Source organism: Aquabacterium sp., assembly GCF_049274795.1.
Lineage (GTDB): Bacteria > Pseudomonadota > Gammaproteobacteria > Burkholderiales > Burkholderiaceae_C > Aquabacterium.
Window position 1 is genome coordinate 1 of record NZ_JBASTH010000017.1, and the last position, 15580, is coordinate 15580.

A 15580-nucleotide genomic window follows, 5' to 3' on the forward strand; every position below is an offset into this window, starting at 1 on the left:
GCGATCAGCAGCGCGGCGACGCGCTCGCCCCAGCGCACCCAGGGCAGCAGCCGGCCCGCCGGCAACACGCGGCCCAGCGCATGCAGCGCCAGCAGCACCAGCCACAGGCTCTGCGGAGCACCCGGCATGTGCCAGGACAGCACCAGGGCCAGGCCCAGCACGCCACCGGTGGCCACACCAAAGAGCTTGCCCGCCGCCAGGGCGCTGAGCAGCACGAAGAAGAAATCCCACAGCGTCCAGCGCGACAGCCAGGAACCCTGGGCGTTGTCGACCCCGGTGGCATGCAGCAGGCGCCAGCCCGGCGGCAGGTTCAACTGGGCAGAGGCCTGGTTGATGTCCACCTGCCAGCCCGTGGCCGGCAGGGTTCGGTCGGCGCTGTCGATACGGCTGTCGGCGCTGAGACGGGCCGTGCCCCCTCGCACCTCGATGCCCTGCGGCCCGCCCTCCTTCAGGCGGGTGACGGGCTGGTCACCCCCATCGACCGACGCACGGCCCAGCACGGCCGGTGCCGCCATCTCCAGCCGCGATGAGCGCGACAAGGTGCCGCCGATCACATCACGTGCTGTGTAGCCCTGGCCATCGAAATCCAGCCAGAGGTCACGCTGCAGCGTGAGGCGATCGGGCGGCGGCTCGGGGTTGCCCCGGCGAGACTGCACCAGCTTGAGCGTGGCGCCCGGCGCCAGGCGATAGGCAGGCAAGCTGCGCCAGTCTTCGGGCATGGCCACTTGGCGCGGATCGACCGAGGGGGCGCCTTCGACACTGACAAGGCGCACATCGTTGCGGGCCTCGAAGGACCAGACCTCTGCCTCAGGGGCCTGCGCCGGCAGCGTCAGCGACTGCACGGGCGACATCAGGCGTGCGCGCAGGCTGATCTGCCAGCGGCCCGGGCGGGCCTGCACGATGAGCGCACCGCCCTCTTTCAACCGCGCGGGCAGGGCCGATTCGAGGGCCTCGGGCACCAGACCGGGCAGCAGGGCCACCGGCAACACGATCTCGCGCGCCTTGCCGGACACGGCGATCTCGATGTGCGTGTTCACACGCAGGGGCACGCCATCGTCAATGCGGCGCGTGGTGTGCACGCTGTAGGCATCGGTGCTCTGCTCGACCTCGGGGGTCTGGCGCAGCCACACGCGGCCTTCGTTGTCCGGCGCGCGCTGCACGGGCACGCCACCGACGGACAAGGCCAGGCTGCCCACCCCTTGGGGCAGGCGCAGATCCGGCGGCAGCGCGGACCAGTCGATGCGCCCTTCGATCACATGGCGGCCCGCGCCCAGCAGGGCCAGGGGGCGGCCATCCTGCTCGGCCACGGGCAGGGGCTGGCCATCGCCGCGCACGTCGACAGGCCAGCGGCCGGGCTCACCGGGCAGGGCCACCAGGGCCTGCGGGCCGAACAGCTGCACCTCGTAGCGAAAGCGCGCGCCATTGGCATCGGCCTGCACGGCCAGCGACGAGGGCCAGACACAGGCCTTGTCGCTATCGGCGTTGTAGGCAGGCGGGCACAGCAGTGCTTCCTGGCCATGCAGAGCCCAGGGCAGCCAGTCCTTCAGGGACGCGGGCACCTCGCTGCGGGGCAAGGGGCCGGCCAGCGCCAGCGTTGCCGTACCGGCCAGCAGCACACCCAGAGCCGAGCGCATGAGCGCCCGGGTAGTACCTGTGCCTGGGCTGCGCAGCCTTTGCATGGCCTGCGCCATGGCCGCGATGTGTCCGCCAATCCCCGTGTCCGTGTGCCCCATGGCATCCCCTGCAGCCTTGTTGTGATGGCTGCACTCTGCCATGAAAACAGCACGGATCATGCGGGCGGGCTACCCCCTCAAGGGGGCCCCGCGGCGCTCGGGCTCAACCGCCCAGCACCAGGGTGCGCGAGGCCGGGTAGGCCGTGCACATGTAGACGGCGCGCCCCAGCGTGTTGCCGCTGACCTCACCCTCGTGCACGGTGAGCTTGCAGGTGCCGCACATGCCCTGGCAGCAGCCGGATTCAAGGTCCAGGCCGTGGTCGCGCGCAGCCTGCAGCAGGGTCTTGTTCTGATCGGCCGCGGTGAGGGTGATGCGCTTTCCCAAGTGCTTGAAGACCACCTCGGTGCCTTCGGCGCTGAAGCCACCGGCCGGGCTGGCCACGGCGCTCGGTGCGGTGAAGCGCTCGGTGTGCACGCGGGCCAGGTCCACGCCCAGGGCGGCCAGGTTCGACATCATCGTGTCCATGAAGCCTTCGGGGCCGCACAGGTAGATATCTCGTTCGAGCAAATCAGGGCACAGGGCCTGCAGCTTCTCGGCCGTGAGACGCGCGCCGGCCTGCCCGCCGAACACGGTATCGACCTTGACACCAGCCTGCTGCCAGCGCGGCAGCACCGCCTTGAAGATGACATCCTCGGTACGGCTGAACTGCGCGATGAGTTGCTGGTCGGGGCACTGGTCTTCAGTGCCCGCCAGCAGGGATTCGATCATCGAATGCGCGGGCGTGATGCCCGAGCCGGCGCACAGGTGCAGCACCTTGGCCTGCCCCCGGTGCACGAAGCTGCCCTGCGCGGCGCCCAGGCGCAGCAGCACGCCGGGGCGCAGGTGCTCGTGCATCCAGCTCGAACCCTGGCCACCGATCAGGCGCTTGACGGTAATGCTCAGGCGACCGCGTGGCAGCACGGTGGCGCTGTAGTGGCGCCGCAGCGGCGCGGCGCGCTCGCCATCGACCGGCAGCAGCACCTCGATGTGCTGCCCGGGTTGCATGCCGCGCCACAGCTGGTTGGGGCGCAGCTCGTAGGTCTTCACGCCCGGAGCCTCGTCGATCACGCGCACCACCTGGGCCTGCAGCTCGTAGGTCCAGATGAAGCGGTTCAGGCGACGGTTGATGTCCGTCATCGTGTTGCTGGCCACGTAGTCGACCCATTGCGGATCGACACGGTCGAGCACCCAGCGGCTGGCCCCGTGGACGATGCGCTCGGCACGCTCAAGCATGGCGGGCCTCCTCTTCGTCCATCTGCGCGCGCTCGGCCGGCGTCGGGAAGGAGTACTTCCACATCGCGCCCATGTAGTTGCGAATGGCCTGGAACCAGTTCTCGTTGCACTTGTAGGGGATGCCGTACTTGGCGCAGACCTGCTTGACCTCCTTGGCCATGTCCGGGTAGTGGCGCGAAGGGATGTCGGGGAACAGGTGGTGCTCGATCTGGTAGTTCAGGTGGCCCCACAGGATGCTCATGCGGCGGCTGCCCTTGAAGTTCACGGTGGAGTCCATCTGCGACAGGTACCAGCGGCCCTTGTGGGCCAGGGCGTCTTCAGGCTGCAGCGGCTCGGTCAGGTGTGTGGCCTGGATGGTGAAGCTCACCCAGTAGTTGTTGATGACATCGGCCAGCGCGTTGCCCAGCATCACCTTCCAGAACGAGAAGCCCGAGGCCAGCGCCAGCAGCGGGAACAGCGCGTACTCCTTGAACAGGATGCGCCACGTCGACAGGCGATGGCGGCGCTTGCAGTCGGCCAGATCACCGCCAGGGTGCACGGGCGCATAGCCTTCGTTGCCCTTGGGGAACTTCTCCTCGCGCCACACCTGCCTCAGGCCCAGGTTCTGCAGGTTGAAGCCATACAGCACGATGGGGTAGGCCAGGAACAGGTACATGGGCACCTGCCAGCGGTGGTAGGGGTTCCACGGCGTGCGGTCGTTCATGCGCAGGATGCCGTGGTTCAGATCCGGGTCCATCTCGAACACATTGGTGTGCACGTGGTGCTGGCCGTTGTGTTCGCGGCGCCAGGCCTCTTCATCGACCGGGGCCTTCCACTTGAAGTTGCGCGAGTGGAACTGGGGAATCTCGGAGAAGCTGTCGTACTGGCCATGCAGCACGTTGTGGCCGATCTCGATGGCTTCGAGGTTGCGGTGCAGGGCCAGCAGGGCCACGCCCACGCCGAAGGTGATGGGCTCGGGGCTGATCCAGATGAAGCTGCGGCCGAAGAACTCGGCCAGGCGCGACTTGAAGCGCAGGCCCTTGATGTAGGCCACATCGGCCGGGCCCAGCTTGGCGCGGTAGCGCTGCTTGATGGCCTCGAATTCGGCCTCGATCTGGTCGTAGAGGGCCTGGCGGTCTGCAGGCTGGGGGCTCGCGGCGGAGGCAGCGAATGCGGCGGAAAGCGGGCCGTGCTCGGCGGGCGTAGCGTTCATCGTGAAGCCCTGGTCGGGGTTTGCAGCAATTGAACGCGAGGGTAACGACGGGCGTTAGCCGACCGATGCGGATATTCCCGGGAGACGCCCCGGATCGGGGGGCGTGTTACCCCCAGAAAGCACAACGCCACCGCGGGCGGTGGCGTGCTCGAAGCAAAGCCGTGAGGCTCAGGCCTTGCGGCGGCGCAGGGCGAGCGCCACACCGGCCATACCGGCCAGGGCCAGGGCCGACGTGCCGGGCTCGGGCACAGGCGCGGCCACGACTGTCAGGCCGGTGAAGTACACCGTGCGGCTGTTGTAGGGCGTGTTGGCGATGTTGGTGGGATCGGCAGTCAGGACGAAATCGAGTGCCAGCACGCCGTTGAAAGACGGCGGCGTGGGCAGCAGGGCATCGCTGGAGATGAAGTCCGTGGCGCCGAAAGAGCCCTCGATCCAGTACAGGCGCACGTTGTGCAGGGTGTAGGCCCCCACGGTGAAGCCTGCGAGGTCACGCGCGTACTCAGCCGGCGTGGTGTTCTGGCCAGGGCGCGGCGTGGCATCGGCGTTCATGGTGAACCAGTCCAGGCCGGGGGGCGCCGCTTCATTGCCCTGGGAGATGGTCCCGCTGGCATCCGTGAATGTCAGGCCGCTGACCGAGCTGTTGACCGTGCCGCTGAGCTGGGAGATCGCGCCCGAGTAGAGCGCCCCACCTGCCGCGTAGCCGATGTTCTGGGAGTAGGTGGTGAAAGGCGTGGCAGCGTCATAGACGAAACTGCCTGACACACTGGCCGACGTTCCCAGCAGGGCCCGCAGGGTGGCATCGGGTGAGGAAAAGAAGGTGGAGGCCGAATAGTTGTAGACCACCGGCGCAGCCATGGCCGACACGGAAATGCACGAAGCGGCGACGGCGGCCAGGGCGGCCGTGAACTGACGCAATGCCATGAGTGTTGTCTCCCTGTTATGGACGGATGGATTCTGCAAAGAGATGTCACAAGACGTCAACGCCCGCCTGGGGGGGCGATACAAGGGTTACCCCTCGACTCAAGCTGCACCGCTCAAGCGACCAAGGCATGACCTGGGTCGAGGTGGGTATGTCGGCCTATCCAGCGCAGACATCCGACAAGGCCGCAGCAGACAACGCAGCACCGGACGCGCCCGAGCCCGCCGTGAAGGACGAATGCCGCGTGCCGGTGAATGCCCAGTTGGTGGTGAGCCGCACACGCAACGGTGGACGCAGCTTCGAGGTGCTGCGCCAGGGCCTGCCCCAGCAGCACGCCTACGACCTGGTCTACCGCCATGGTCTGGCGGTAGACGACACGGGCAACCGCCTGGTGCTGGCCTCGGCCACCGGCGGGCTGTGGGTCAGCGACGACCAGGGTGATCATTGGCAGGCCGTGTCGAACCACCTGCCACCGGTGTACTGTGTGGGCTTCGTGCCGCCAGCTTCACCCTGATCCCACCCATGCCGCTTCAAGAACCTGCCCTGCCCGATTCGATGCAGGAGATCGCCATCACGGCCCCCGGCGCACCCGAGGTGCTGCAGCCCCGCACCGTGCCCCTGCCCCAGCCCACCGAGGGCGAACTGCTGATCCGCGTGGAGGCGGCCGGCATCAACCGGCCCGATGTGCTGCAGCGCCAGGGCAAGTACCCGCCGCCACCGGGCGCCAACCCCACACCGGGCCTGGAAGTGGCCGGCACCGTGGTGCGCGTGGGCCCGGGCGCGCAAGGCTTCGTGCCGGGCGACAAGGTGTGCGCGCTGGTCAATGGCGGCGGCTACGCGCAGTACTGCACCGTGCCGGCCACGCAGGCGCTGCCCTGGCCCGAGGGCCTGAGTGCGGTGCAGGCCGCGGCCATCCCCGAGACCTTTTTCACCGTGTGGGCCAATGTGTTCATGATGGGCCGCGTGAAAGCCGGCGATTCGGTGCTGATCCATGGCGGCACCAGCGGCATCGGCACCACGGCGCTGATGCTGGCCAAGGAGTTCGGCGTGCGCGCCTTCGCCACGGCCGGCAGCGCCGACAAGTGCGAGGCCGTGCGCCTGTTGGGCGGCGAGCCCATCAACCACCGCGAGCAGGATTTCAACCGCGAGGTGATGGCCGCCACGGGCGGGCGCGGCGTCGATGCCATCCTGGACATCATGGGCGCCGCCTACTTCCAGCGCAACATCGCCACCCTGGCGGTCGATGGCCGCCTGCTGATCATCGGCTTCCTGGGCGGTGCACGCGCCGAGCAGCTGGACCTGGTGACCGTGGCCAGCCGGCGCCTGACCATCACCGGCTCGACCATGCGGGCCCGCACGCGCGACGAGAAAGCCGCCGTGGCCCGTGAGCTGCAGCGCCTGGTGTGGCCCGCGCTCAATGCCGGCCGCTGCCTGCCGCTGATCCACGCCACCTTCCCGCTGGCGCAGGCCGCCGAGGCGCACCGCCTGATGGAGGGCGGCGATCACATCGGCAAGATCGTGCTGGAAGTGGCGCACTGAGTTGCGCCATGCCCACCGTGCCCGCTGTGACCGACCCTGGCCGCAGCGGGATATGAGCCGCCTCAGACCGCCATCTCGGCGCGGTTGCGCCCGTGGTGCTTGGCCCGGTACAGGGCGTCATCCGCCCGCTTGATCAGCGCCTCGGGCAGCTCGCTGCCATGCGGCACGGTGGACGCCGCGCCGATGCTGCAGGTGATGCGCACCGGCGCGCCCTGGTAGCTCAGGTTCACTTCACGCACCTGCTGCAGCAGGCGCTCGGCCACGATGCGCGCGCCCTCGCCGTCGGTCTGCGCCAGCAGCACGGCGAACTCCTCGCCGCCGTAGCGCGCCACGAAATCGGTGGAGCGGCCCATGGTCTCGCTCAGGGCCCGGCTCACGGCCTGCAGGCAGGCATCGCCGAAGGGGTGGCCATAGGTGTCGTTGATGGATTTGAAGTGGTCCAGATCCACCAGCATCACGGACACCGGCGCACCATGGCGGCACTGGCGCTCCCACTCGTACTGGAACTGGCGGTCGAAATGCGGGCGGTTGGGGATCTGCGTGAGGCCATCGGTCAGGCTGGCCAGCTCCAGGCTGCGGGCGCGCGCATCCGAGAGGCGCTGCGTCTGCAGCATCTGCCAGTAGTCGTCGTGCACCACGCGTGAGGAGCGCACCAGGTAGACACCGAAGGCACCTTCCAGCGCTGCCATCATCAGGTGCGAGGCGGTAGGCATCAGCAGTTCCACCGCGAAGACCGGCGCGATCATCAGGCCCGGGTAAGTCAGGCGCAATGCGGGGTTGATACCCACCATGGTGTTGCCACCGGCGCAAAAGCCCACCGTGGCGGCGAGCATCACCCACGACAAGGTCTCGTCCGGCGCGCGCACCATGCACACGGCCGTGAGCGCCCCCCAGTAGAAGGCCATCAGCAGGGTCAGCAGGGTGAACGCCCAACTGGTGGTGCGCTGGCGCACGGTCAACAGACGCGGCAGCCGCCGGTTCAGCCCCATGCGCAGCACCGCGAGCCCGCCCAGGCCCAGCACGTTCAGCCAAGCGAACAGGGGCCAACGCTCATGCGTACCGGTGGCCAGCACGAGCGTGAACCAGATGGCGGGGTAGACGAAGGTGCCCGTGGCACTGCGCGCCGCGGTGTCGAGCACGCAGCGCCGGGCCAATTGGTCGTCGCTTTGGGGTGCTTGAGACTCCAGGGCGGGCAGCGACGTGGCGGACCCCAGGGACATGGACAAGGGTGGTGTTCCAGAAAGAAAGTCACCGGGGATATCGGGCGCGGACCGCTTCTCTTGAGTCTGTAATTTTACCCGGGTGATATTGACATCATAGATTTACCCGGGTAAATTTAAACGCAGACTTTTTCGCTGCGCCGGCATGACGGCGCCGGAGCACGCCATGACCGCGTTCATTGATACGACACCTACGCCCGATTCAGCCCCTCAGTGGACGGCCTTTGCCGGCACCCGCCTGCTGGCGCGCGGCACCCCGCTGGACGTGGCCCTGGCGGTGCAGGCAGCCCTGAAGGGCGATCCGAACACCAGCGCGCTGACCTTCGACGACCAGACCGGCCGCCTGGTAGACCTGGACCTGCGCGGCACCGCCGACGACATCGCCGCACGTTTGGTGCCTGCGGCGGGCACGGCTGAACCCGCCACCACCGACGCCCAGGCCCGCAGCCCCGGCCGCCCCAAGCTGGGTGTGGTCGCGCGCGAGGTGACCCTGCTGCCCCGCCACTGGGACTGGCTGGCCGCGCAACCCGGCGGCGCCTCGGTGACCTTGCGCAAGCTGGTCGACAGCGCACGGGCCGCGTCCACGCACCAGGAGCGCATACGCCAGGCCCAGGCCAGCGCCGATCGCTTCATGATGGCCATGGCGGGCAACCTGCCGGGCTATGAAGAAGCCGCACGCGCGCTGTACGCCAGCCAACGCGAACGCTTCACCGAGCTGACGCAGGCCTGGCCCACGGATCTGCGCGACCACGGCCGGCGCCTGGCGGAACCGGCATTCGACGCGGCTTGAGCAAGCGTGGCGACACCGCCATGGCCGCTGGCGTCAACTATGACCGATCGATCGATTGCCGGCACTTAACTTGTCCGCAAACCAGTCGATAAGCGCTCACCCCCCTTTACCGGGGGCTGCACCCGGGGCTGCATCACTTCCCACAAAGGATCCTGGGCAGCTCGTCGCGGTTTCAGCCAATACGAAGTCGTACGAGAACATGAAGCTTGCAGTCAAACTTATTTCGGGTTTCATCGGTGTGTGCGCCATGGGCGCCGTGGTCAGTGCCATCGGCATCCACAACATGTCGACGATGAACGAATCCACCGAGAAGATGTTCACCTTGGACACGATGGGCGTGTCCCATGCCAAGGAAGCCAAGATCAATCTGCTGTACGTGGGACGGTCCCTGCGCAACGCATTGCTCGCCCCGACGACTGAGCAGCGGCAGGCGGCCTTGCTCAAGGCTGACGAGAACCTCGCGCTGACGCGCAAGAAGCTCGATGATGCCAAGCCCCTGTACTGGTCCCATGAAGGCAAGTTGGCGTTCGAGACCCTGGAAACCAATTGGTCAGCCTACGTGGCCGCCGTGGCCAAGCTGCGGAGCATGACGGAACAGGCGGATCTGACCAACCGACAGGACGCCACCAACTACCTGTTCAGCGACTTCGCCAAGCAGGTCAACCAAGTCGATGACCAGATCACGCAGTTGGTCCACATCAAGGAAAGCAATGGCAAGCGCGTTTATGAGGACAACGCGCAGGCCTACGAGCGCGCCCGCAACTTGATGATTGGCCTGGTCTTCGCATCGCTGATGGCCGGCGTGGGCCTGGGCATCTGGCTCACGCGCGGACTGACACGCCAGCTCGGCGGCGAACCGGAAGAGGCCGTCGAACTGGCCCGCCGTGTCGCCGCGGGCGATCTGAGCCAGCACGGTAACCTGCGCGCAGGTGACACGCACAGCGTCATGGCCGTGCTGACCGACATGCGGGCCAACTTGGCCAGGGTGGTCGCCAACGTCCGCCAAAACTCCGAGAGCGTGGCCACGGCCAGCGCCCAGATCGCGCAGGGCAATCAGGATCTGAGCCAGCGCACCGAGGAACAGGCCAGTGCCCTCCAGCAGACGGCCGCCACGATGGAGGAGCTGGGCACCACGGTGCGCAACAACACTGACAACGCCCATCAGGCCAACCAATTGGCCCAAGGCGCCTCGACGGTCGCCGCCCAGGGCGGCGAAGTCGTCGGCAAAGTCGTCACCACCATGCAGGAGATCAGCGGCAGCAGCCGCAAGATCGGCGACATCATCGGTGTGATCGACGGCATCGCCTTCCAGACCAACATCCTGGCGCTCAACGCTGCGGTGGAAGCTGCCCGTGCCGGCGAACAAGGCCGAGGCTTCGCCGTGGTGGCCGGAGAAGTGCGCACGCTGGCACAACGCAGCGCCGAAGCCGCCAAGGAGATCAAGGCGCTGATCAACCGCAGCCTCGAACAGGTAGAACAGGGCACCCATCTGGTGGACCAGGCCGGCAAGACCATGGACGAAATCGTCGGCTCGATCCGTCGCGTGAGCGACATCGTGGCCGAGATCACCTCGGCCACGGTAGAACAAAGCTCAGGCATCCAGCAGGTAGGAACTGCGGTGGGCCAGATGGACCAGGTGACCCAACAGAACGCCGCCTTGGTGGAGGAAAGCGCCGCAGCAGCCGAAAGTCTGAAGGTGCAGGCACGTCAACTTGTGGATGCCGTGGCAACGTTCAAGCTCTCGCCCGAGGACGAGGCCGGCATCGAGCTGCCAACTGCCCGGCTGGTGCACGCACCGGAATCGACCCGCGTACCACCGCAGAGCACCAGAAAGACCGCGCCACCCGTGGCCGGCAAGGCCAGGCCCGTGGCCCCGCCAGCCCTGCCAAGCAAAGCAGCCCTGACCAACGCCGACAACGAGTGGTCGACATTCTGACCAGCCACCACGCGCCCGAGACCGCTAGAACAGCTGGCCCTGGGCATATTCCTCCTGCTCGACGGGCGAGGGGGCGACCTCACCGGGCTCGATCCTGACCAGGCCATCCACACGGACGCCGAGCAGGCGCAGTGGCCGCGTCAGCTCGGCGCGCTTCAAGGCCAGGCCCGCCGCACGCCGGATGGCCGCCGCATCGTTCACCGGGTGCGGGCAACTGTGGCTGCGCGTGGTGATCTTGAACCGGTCATCACGCAACTTGACGGCAATGGTCCGTCCTGCATAGCCCTTGCGCTGCAGATCGGCCGCCACCTGCTCGCACAGGCGCGTAAAGATGGCACCGAGTTCAGCCTTGTCGCGCACCGCATGAAGATCGCGCTCGAAGGTGGTCTCTCGGCTCATGGTCACGGGCTCGCTGCTGGTCACGACGGGGCGCTCGTCCCGCCCCCACGCGGCCTCGTGCAGCCATACGCCATGGCTCTGGCCGAACCGTTCCACCAGGAGTTCGACGGGCTGCACCGCCAGCTCTGCGATCGTGTGGATGCCCATGGCCTTGAGACGCTCGTCGCTCTTGGGCCCGATGCCATTGACCTTACGGCACGGCAGGGGCCAGATCAGCGAGCGAAGGTCTTGCGCCATCACGATGGAGATGCCATTGGGCTTGTTGAACTCGCTGCACATCTTGGCGAGCAGCTTGTTGGGCGCCACCCCAACAGAACATGTGAGCCCGGTGGCCTCGAAGATGGACTTCTGGATCAGCCGCGCCAACACGGCCCCGCCCTGGCGCTGGCCACCCGGCACGTCCGTGAAATCGATGAACACTTCGTCGATGCCCCGGTTCTCGATGACGGGGGCGATCTCGGCGATCACGTGCTTGAAGGCAGCCGAATACCGCCGGTAGGCCTCGAAATCCGTCGGCAGCAGGATCGCATCGGGACACATCTGGGCGGCCTTCATCAAGCCCATCGCCGATCCGATTCCGAACTGGCGAGCCTCGTACGTGGCCGTGGTGATGACGCCCCGGCCACGGTAGTCCCTCAACCTGGCAAAGGCATCGACGGGAATCTCGGCGGACACGACGCCGTCGGCCTGCGTGGCGCCCGGTCGCCTGCCACCGCCGATGACCACCGGCAGACCGCGAAGCTGGGGGTAGCGCAGCAACTCGACGGACGCGAAGAAGGCGTCCATGTCGAGATGGGCAATCCTGCGCTGGCGGGCATCGGTATGCACCTGGTGATCGTGGTCTCGCGCGCTGTCTGTCCGGCTCATGCTGGGCCGAACTGTAGCGCGGGCGCGGTGCCCACGTGCCCGTGCAGGGTCAGGCAGTGATGTCCAGCAGCGTGCCGGTCATCTTCTGGTCGGTCTCGATGGTCTTGAGATTGGCCACGAAGGCATAGCCCGCGCCCAGCTGGTTGACCACATCGCCCGTGAAATCCGGGCCGGGCGTGTTGACCAGGCTGACCGTGGTCGTGACACCGCCCTCGGGCTGGGCCTGCTGCGCGACCTGCTGGCGCCGAAAGCCCGGCGTCTGCACGTTGGCGATGTTGTGTGCGGCCACGTCAAGTTGAACCCGAGCGGCCTGCATGCCCGACAGGGCGATGGTGGAAACTGGTTTCATAGCGTACCTCTTAGCCGTCCTATCGACGAAAAAGAGGGGGGCTTTAGGCTTTTTTCTGGCCTTCTTCTCAGTCAACACTCATATTTTCATTGAGTGAAATCTGATGCGGGGTGCCGCTGCCGCCAGGCTGCTGGCGTCATGCCCGCGGCCTTCTTGAACAGGCGGCCGAAGGCCACCCTGTCCTGGTAGCCCACCTGGGCCGCCACCTCGGGCACGGCCAACTGGCCGGCTTCCAACAGGGCCTTGGCGCGCTCGATGCGCACGGCCTGCTGGTACTGGATCGGCGTGAGGCCGGTGGCGGCCAGGAAGCGCCGCTGCAAGGTGCGCACACTGACGTGGGCCAGGGCGGCCAGCTCGTCCAGGGTCAGGGGCTCGGCATGGCGTGACACCAGGCAGGCCTCGACGCGCCGCATCTCCGGGTCGCCATGGCGGCGCCAGCCATAGGCCGGCATGTACTGGGTCTGCGGGCCGTGGCGCTCGTCCATCACCATCATCTGGGCCACGCGCCGGGCGGTGTCGCGGTCGGCCAGGCGGCGCAGCACGTGCAGGCAGCCGTCCATGGCGGCCATGGAGCCGCCGGAGCAGATCAGCCCGCCAGCCTCCGTGAGCGTCTCCTGCACCTGCACGTGCACCTGCGGAAAGCGCTGCTGGAAGGCCTGGGCCAGGTTCCAGTGCAGGGTGGCGGGCTGGCTGTCCAGCCGCCCGGTGGCGGCCAGCAGGTAGGCGCCCGTGCACAGCGAGGCCACCAGCACGGCCGGTGGCAGATCGCGCAGGGCCTTGATCAGCACGGCGTTCTCGGCCACCGCCGCATCGCCCTGCGTCCACAGCGAGGGGATCAGCACTGCCTCGGCCTGGGCCAGCAAGGCCACGCCGCCATCGACGCCCAGCAGGCCATCGGGGTGCGGCACAGGCTGGCCGTCCGCACTCACCCGCAGCAGCTCGAAGCGGTGCGCGCTGGGCACCTGGTTGGCCATGCGGAAGGTGTCCATCACCAGGCCCAGGCTGGCCAGGCTGTGATGGCGGCACAGCACCACGGCCACCCGGTGCAACTGCTTGGGTGGCCTGGGCGTTCGGCCGGCCCCGGCTGTCAAATTGGCCATATCAGCCTCAAAGATGTCCAAAATGACAATTCTAGGCAAGGCCGGTGATCACCACAATCCATGCAACGCCCCTCAGAAAGAGACGACACCGCTGTGAGCCACCCCATCCTCCACCACTACCCCGAATCGCCCTATGCGGAGAAGATCCGCACCCTGCTGGGCTACAAGGACCTGGCCTGGCACTCGGTGATCGTGCCGCGCATCGCGCCCAAACCGGATCTGGTCGCGCTGACCGGCGGCTACCGCAAGGTGCCGGTGCTGCAACTGGGCGCCGACCTGTACTGCGACACCCGCCTGATCGCGCAGGAGATCGAGCGCCTGGCACCCGCGCCTGCCGCCACCACCGTGTCACCCGGCTGGAACGATGTGGTCGAGCACTGGGTGGACGTGAACCTGTTCGGCCAGGCCGTGGCCTACACCCTGGGCGCCATCGTCGACCACCTGGACGATGCCTTCCTGGCCGACCGGGCCGCCCTGCGGGGTGCGCCGCTGGACCGGGCCGCCTTGAAGGCCTCGGTGCCCCTGGCCGCGCAGAACCTGGCTGCCCAGATCGCCTGGATCGAGCGTGGCCTGGCCGGCGGGCCCGGCTTCGTCAACGGCGTGCGCCCGGGCAGCGGCGACTTCACGCTCTACAGCACGCTGTGGTTCGCGCGCAATGGGCGCTTCGATTTCAGCCCCTTCCCGGCCACGCAGGCCTGGATGGAGCGCATGCGCGCCTTCGGGCACGGCCAGCGCGGCGACATGAGCGCCGACGAAGCCATCACCCTGGCGCAGCAGGCCAAGCCCGCTGCACTGCCCCCGCCCACCAGCGACACGCCGGATCCGAGCGGGCTGGTTCTGGGCCGCACCGTGAGCGTCCGGCCGGAACTGCTGGGCCACGGCACCACCGTGACCGGCATCCTGGCACACCTGAACACCCAACGCGTGACCCTGGCGCTGGACACCGACCGCGCCGGCCGTGTGCACGTGCACTTCCCCCGCCTGGGTTACCGCCTGCAGCAGGCCTGACGATGAACCAACCGCCCTACACGCTCTACACCTTCGCGATGTCGCACTACAGCGAGAAGATCCGCTGGACGCTGGATGCCAGCGGCATCGCCTACCGCGAGGTGTGCCTCACGCCCGTCTTCCACCTGCTGCCGGCACTCACCATGGGCAAGCGCGGCCAGACCACGCTGCCCGTGCTCAAGACACCGCAAGGCAGCATCCAGGACAGCCCCCGCATCCTGCGCTGGCTGCGCGAGCACCACGGCCCGATGGCCCTGATGCCCGCAGCCCACCTGCCCGAGATCGAGGACGTGGCCAAACGCTTCGATGCCATCGGCAAGGACGTGGCCCGCTACCTGTACGCGCACAGCTTCGGCAGCGGCGACGAGCACATCAAGCGCCTGTGGACAGACCACGCCACGCCCACCCAGGCCGTGTTCATCCGCCGCGCCTATCCGCTGATCCAGTGGGCCTTCCGGCGCAAGCTGCACATCACCGAAGCCGGCGCGCACCGGGCGCACCAGCGCATCGATGCCGCAGTGGCCTGGCTGGATGCGCGCCTGGCCGATGGCCGCACCTTCCTGGTCGGCCACCAGCTCACCACGGCCGATCTGACCGCGGCCTCGCTGCTGGCACCGCTGGCCTGCCCTTCAGAGCACCCGGTGTATGGCGATGCCACCTTCCGTCAGACCATGGCCGGCGCCGCTGCGCCCTGGCAGGTGCGCCCCTCGATGGCCTGGGTGCGCCAGATGTACGCCCAGCACCGTGGTGTGATGCACGGCGGTGTGGCGCTGAGCCCGAAGGCGGCCTGAGCCGCCGCTCACTCAAGCGGCGGGCAGATCGGTGTGCAGTTCCTGCACGCCCACATCGGCCACCAGGCCGATAGCCACGATGCCGGCGATGGCGCAGGCCTCATCCTTGTCAGACAGATCACCGCTGATGCCGACCGCGCCGATCAAGGCGCCATCGGCCGTGCGCACCAGCACACCGCCCGGCACCGGCAGCATGTCGCCGTCGGCCAGCGCGGCCAAGGCCCCGATGAAGGCAGGGTTGGCCGCCGCACGGCGCGCCAGCTCACGGCCACCGAAGCCCATGCCCAGCGAGCCGCGCGCCTTGGCCGTGGCGATCTGCGGGCGCAGGATGCTGGCGCCGTCTTCCCGTTGCAGCGCCATCACATGGCCACCGGCATCAAGCACCGCCACGCACAGGGAGGCCATGCTGTGCGTGCGGGCGTGGGCCAGGGCGGCGGTGATCAGGCTGTTGGCGGCGGCAAGGTTCAGGGCGGTCGTCATGGTGATCTCTTCAGGGAATCCAGGGAAAGACCACTGGACACGCA

At 67.9% G+C, this 15580-nt stretch carries 14 protein-coding genes and 1 pseudogene; 6 read left to right on the forward strand and 9 right to left on the reverse strand.

What is annotated here, in order from left to right; genetic code table 11:
• The 4 genes from WAQ08_RS02160 to WAQ08_RS02175 all read right to left on the reverse strand — a co-directional run.
• Positions 1 to 1733: hypothetical protein (locus WAQ08_RS02160; protein WP_422188996.1), on the reverse strand; the 1733-nt coding region annotated here is incomplete at its 3' end.
• A 103-nt stretch (positions 1734 to 1836) separates the two neighbouring features.
• Complete coding sequence (locus WAQ08_RS02165; RefSeq protein ID WP_422188997.1) at positions 1837 to 2946, reverse strand: flavin reductase family protein; 1110 nt, start codon at positions 2944 to 2946, stop codon at positions 1837 to 1839.
• On the reverse strand, positions 2939 to 4138 hold the full coding sequence (locus tag WAQ08_RS02170; RefSeq protein ID WP_422188998.1) for a fatty acid desaturase family protein: 1200 nt from the start codon (positions 4136 to 4138) through the stop codon (positions 2939 to 2941). The genes WAQ08_RS02165 and WAQ08_RS02170 overlap by 8 nt, the downstream gene beginning before the upstream one ends.
• Positions 4139 to 4306: 168 nt before the next feature.
• Complete coding sequence (locus WAQ08_RS02175) at positions 4307 to 5059, reverse strand: PEP-CTERM sorting domain-containing protein (RefSeq protein ID WP_422188999.1); 753 nt, start codon at positions 5057 to 5059, stop codon at positions 4307 to 4309.
• 203 nt (positions 5060 to 5262) lie between these two features.
• Between WAQ08_RS02175 and WAQ08_RS02180 the strand changes: the two are divergent.
• Positions 5263 to 5571: pseudogene (locus WAQ08_RS02180) on the forward strand (hypothetical protein); the annotation flags it as partial.
• Between the two features lie 41 nt (positions 5572 to 5612).
• Positions 5613 to 6596 (forward strand): NAD(P)H-quinone oxidoreductase, encoded by a 984-nt coding sequence (locus WAQ08_RS02185; protein WP_422189036.1) that lies wholly within the window; start codon positions 5613 to 5615, stop codon positions 6594 to 6596.
• Positions 6597 to 6658: 62 nt separating this feature from the next.
• Here the strand turns inward: WAQ08_RS02185 and WAQ08_RS02190 are convergent, their stop codons facing one another.
• Complete coding sequence (locus WAQ08_RS02190) at positions 6659 to 7816, reverse strand: diguanylate cyclase domain-containing protein (protein WP_422189000.1); 1158 nt, start codon at positions 7814 to 7816, stop codon at positions 6659 to 6661.
• 166 nt (positions 7817 to 7982) lie between these two features.
• On the opposite strand from WAQ08_RS02190, the gene WAQ08_RS02195 reads away from it, so the two are divergent.
• Both WAQ08_RS02195 and WAQ08_RS02200 read left to right on the forward strand, forming a co-directional pair.
• Positions 7983 to 8606 (forward strand): DUF2239 family protein, encoded by a 624-nt coding sequence (locus tag WAQ08_RS02195; RefSeq protein WP_422189001.1) that lies wholly within the window; start codon positions 7983 to 7985, stop codon positions 8604 to 8606.
• A gap of 199 nt (positions 8607 to 8805) precedes the next feature.
• Positions 8806 to 10542, forward strand: coding sequence for a methyl-accepting chemotaxis protein (locus tag WAQ08_RS02200; protein ID WP_422189002.1), 1737 nt, complete (start codon positions 8806 to 8808; stop codon positions 10540 to 10542).
• A gap of 24 nt (positions 10543 to 10566) precedes the next feature.
• Here the strand turns inward: WAQ08_RS02200 and WAQ08_RS02205 are convergent, their stop codons facing one another.
• From WAQ08_RS02205 to WAQ08_RS02215, 3 genes are all read right to left on the reverse strand, one after another.
• Positions 10567 to 11808, reverse strand: a complete 1242-nt coding sequence (locus WAQ08_RS02205) for a Y-family DNA polymerase (RefSeq protein ID WP_422189003.1) — start codon at positions 11806 to 11808, stop codon at positions 10567 to 10569.
• Positions 11809 to 11857: 49 nt separating this feature from the next.
• Positions 11858 to 12157 carry a flagellar basal body protein gene (locus WAQ08_RS02210; RefSeq protein ID WP_422189004.1) on the reverse strand — a complete coding sequence of 100 codons (300 nt, stop codon included), beginning with the start codon at positions 12155 to 12157 and terminating at the stop codon, positions 11858 to 11860.
• An 86-nt stretch (positions 12158 to 12243) separates the two neighbouring features.
• Positions 12244 to 13257, reverse strand: a complete 1014-nt coding sequence (locus tag WAQ08_RS02215; RefSeq protein ID WP_422189005.1) for a GlxA family transcriptional regulator — start codon at positions 13255 to 13257, stop codon at positions 12244 to 12246.
• A gap of 60 nt (positions 13258 to 13317) precedes the next feature.
• Here WAQ08_RS02215 and WAQ08_RS02220 point away from each other — a divergent pair, with 60 nt between their 5' ends.
• Both WAQ08_RS02220 and WAQ08_RS02225 read left to right on the forward strand, forming a co-directional pair.
• Entirely contained in the window at positions 13318 to 14265 is a 948-nt protein-coding gene (locus WAQ08_RS02220) for a glutathione S-transferase family protein (protein WP_422189006.1), read from the forward strand.
• Positions 14266 to 14267: 2 nt separating this feature from the next.
• A complete protein-coding gene (locus tag WAQ08_RS02225; protein ID WP_422189007.1) occupies positions 14268 to 15056 on the forward strand; it encodes a glutathione S-transferase family protein in 789 nt (262 codons plus the stop codon).
• 12 nt (positions 15057 to 15068) lie between these two features.
• On the opposite strand, the gene WAQ08_RS02230 is transcribed toward WAQ08_RS02225, so the two are convergent.
• Positions 15069 to 15536, reverse strand: a complete 468-nt coding sequence (locus WAQ08_RS02230; protein WP_422189008.1) for a GlcG/HbpS family heme-binding protein — start codon at positions 15534 to 15536, stop codon at positions 15069 to 15071.
• Positions 15537 to 15580: the final 44 nt, after the last annotated feature.

Excerpts from the sequence above, each read along its gene's own strand:
- WAQ08_RS02200 (WP_422189002.1), top strand. The coding sequence starts at position 8,806 with ATGAAGCTTGCAGTCAAACTTATTTCGGGTTTCATCGGTGTGTGCGCC.
- WAQ08_RS02205 (WP_422189003.1), bottom strand. The coding sequence starts at position 11,808 with ATGAGCCGGACAGACAGCGCGCGAGACCACGATCACCAGGTGCATACC.
- WAQ08_RS02195 (WP_422189001.1), top strand. The coding sequence starts at position 7,983 with ATGACCGCGTTCATTGATACGACACCTACGCCCGATTCAGCCCCTCAG.
- WAQ08_RS02175 (WP_422188999.1), bottom strand. The coding sequence starts at position 5,059 with ATGGCATTGCGTCAGTTCACGGCCGCCCTGGCCGCCGTCGCCGCTTCG.
- WAQ08_RS02220 (WP_422189006.1), top strand. The coding sequence starts at position 13,318 with ATGCAACGCCCCTCAGAAAGAGACGACACCGCTGTGAGCCACCCCATC.
- WAQ08_RS02170 (WP_422188998.1), bottom strand. The coding sequence starts at position 4,138 with ATGAACGCTACGCCCGCCGAGCACGGCCCGCTTTCCGCCGCATTCGCT.
- WAQ08_RS02165 (WP_422188997.1), bottom strand. The coding sequence starts at position 2,946 with ATGCTTGAGCGTGCCGAGCGCATCGTCCACGGGGCCAGCCGCTGGGTG.
- WAQ08_RS02230 (WP_422189008.1), bottom strand. The coding sequence starts at position 15,536 with ATGACGACCGCCCTGAACCTTGCCGCCGCCAACAGCCTGATCACCGCC.
- WAQ08_RS02215 (WP_422189005.1), bottom strand. The coding sequence starts at position 13,257 with ATGGCCAATTTGACAGCCGGGGCCGGCCGAACGCCCAGGCCACCCAAG.
- WAQ08_RS02210 (WP_422189004.1), bottom strand. The coding sequence starts at position 12,157 with ATGAAACCAGTTTCCACCATCGCCCTGTCGGGCATGCAGGCCGCTCGG.
- WAQ08_RS02225 (WP_422189007.1), top strand. The coding sequence starts at position 14,268 with ATGAACCAACCGCCCTACACGCTCTACACCTTCGCGATGTCGCACTAC.
- WAQ08_RS02190 (WP_422189000.1), bottom strand. The coding sequence starts at position 7,816 with ATGTCCCTGGGGTCCGCCACGTCGCTGCCCGCCCTGGAGTCTCAAGCA.
- WAQ08_RS02185 (WP_422189036.1), top strand. The coding sequence starts at position 5,613 with ATGCAGGAGATCGCCATCACGGCCCCCGGCGCACCCGAGGTGCTGCAG.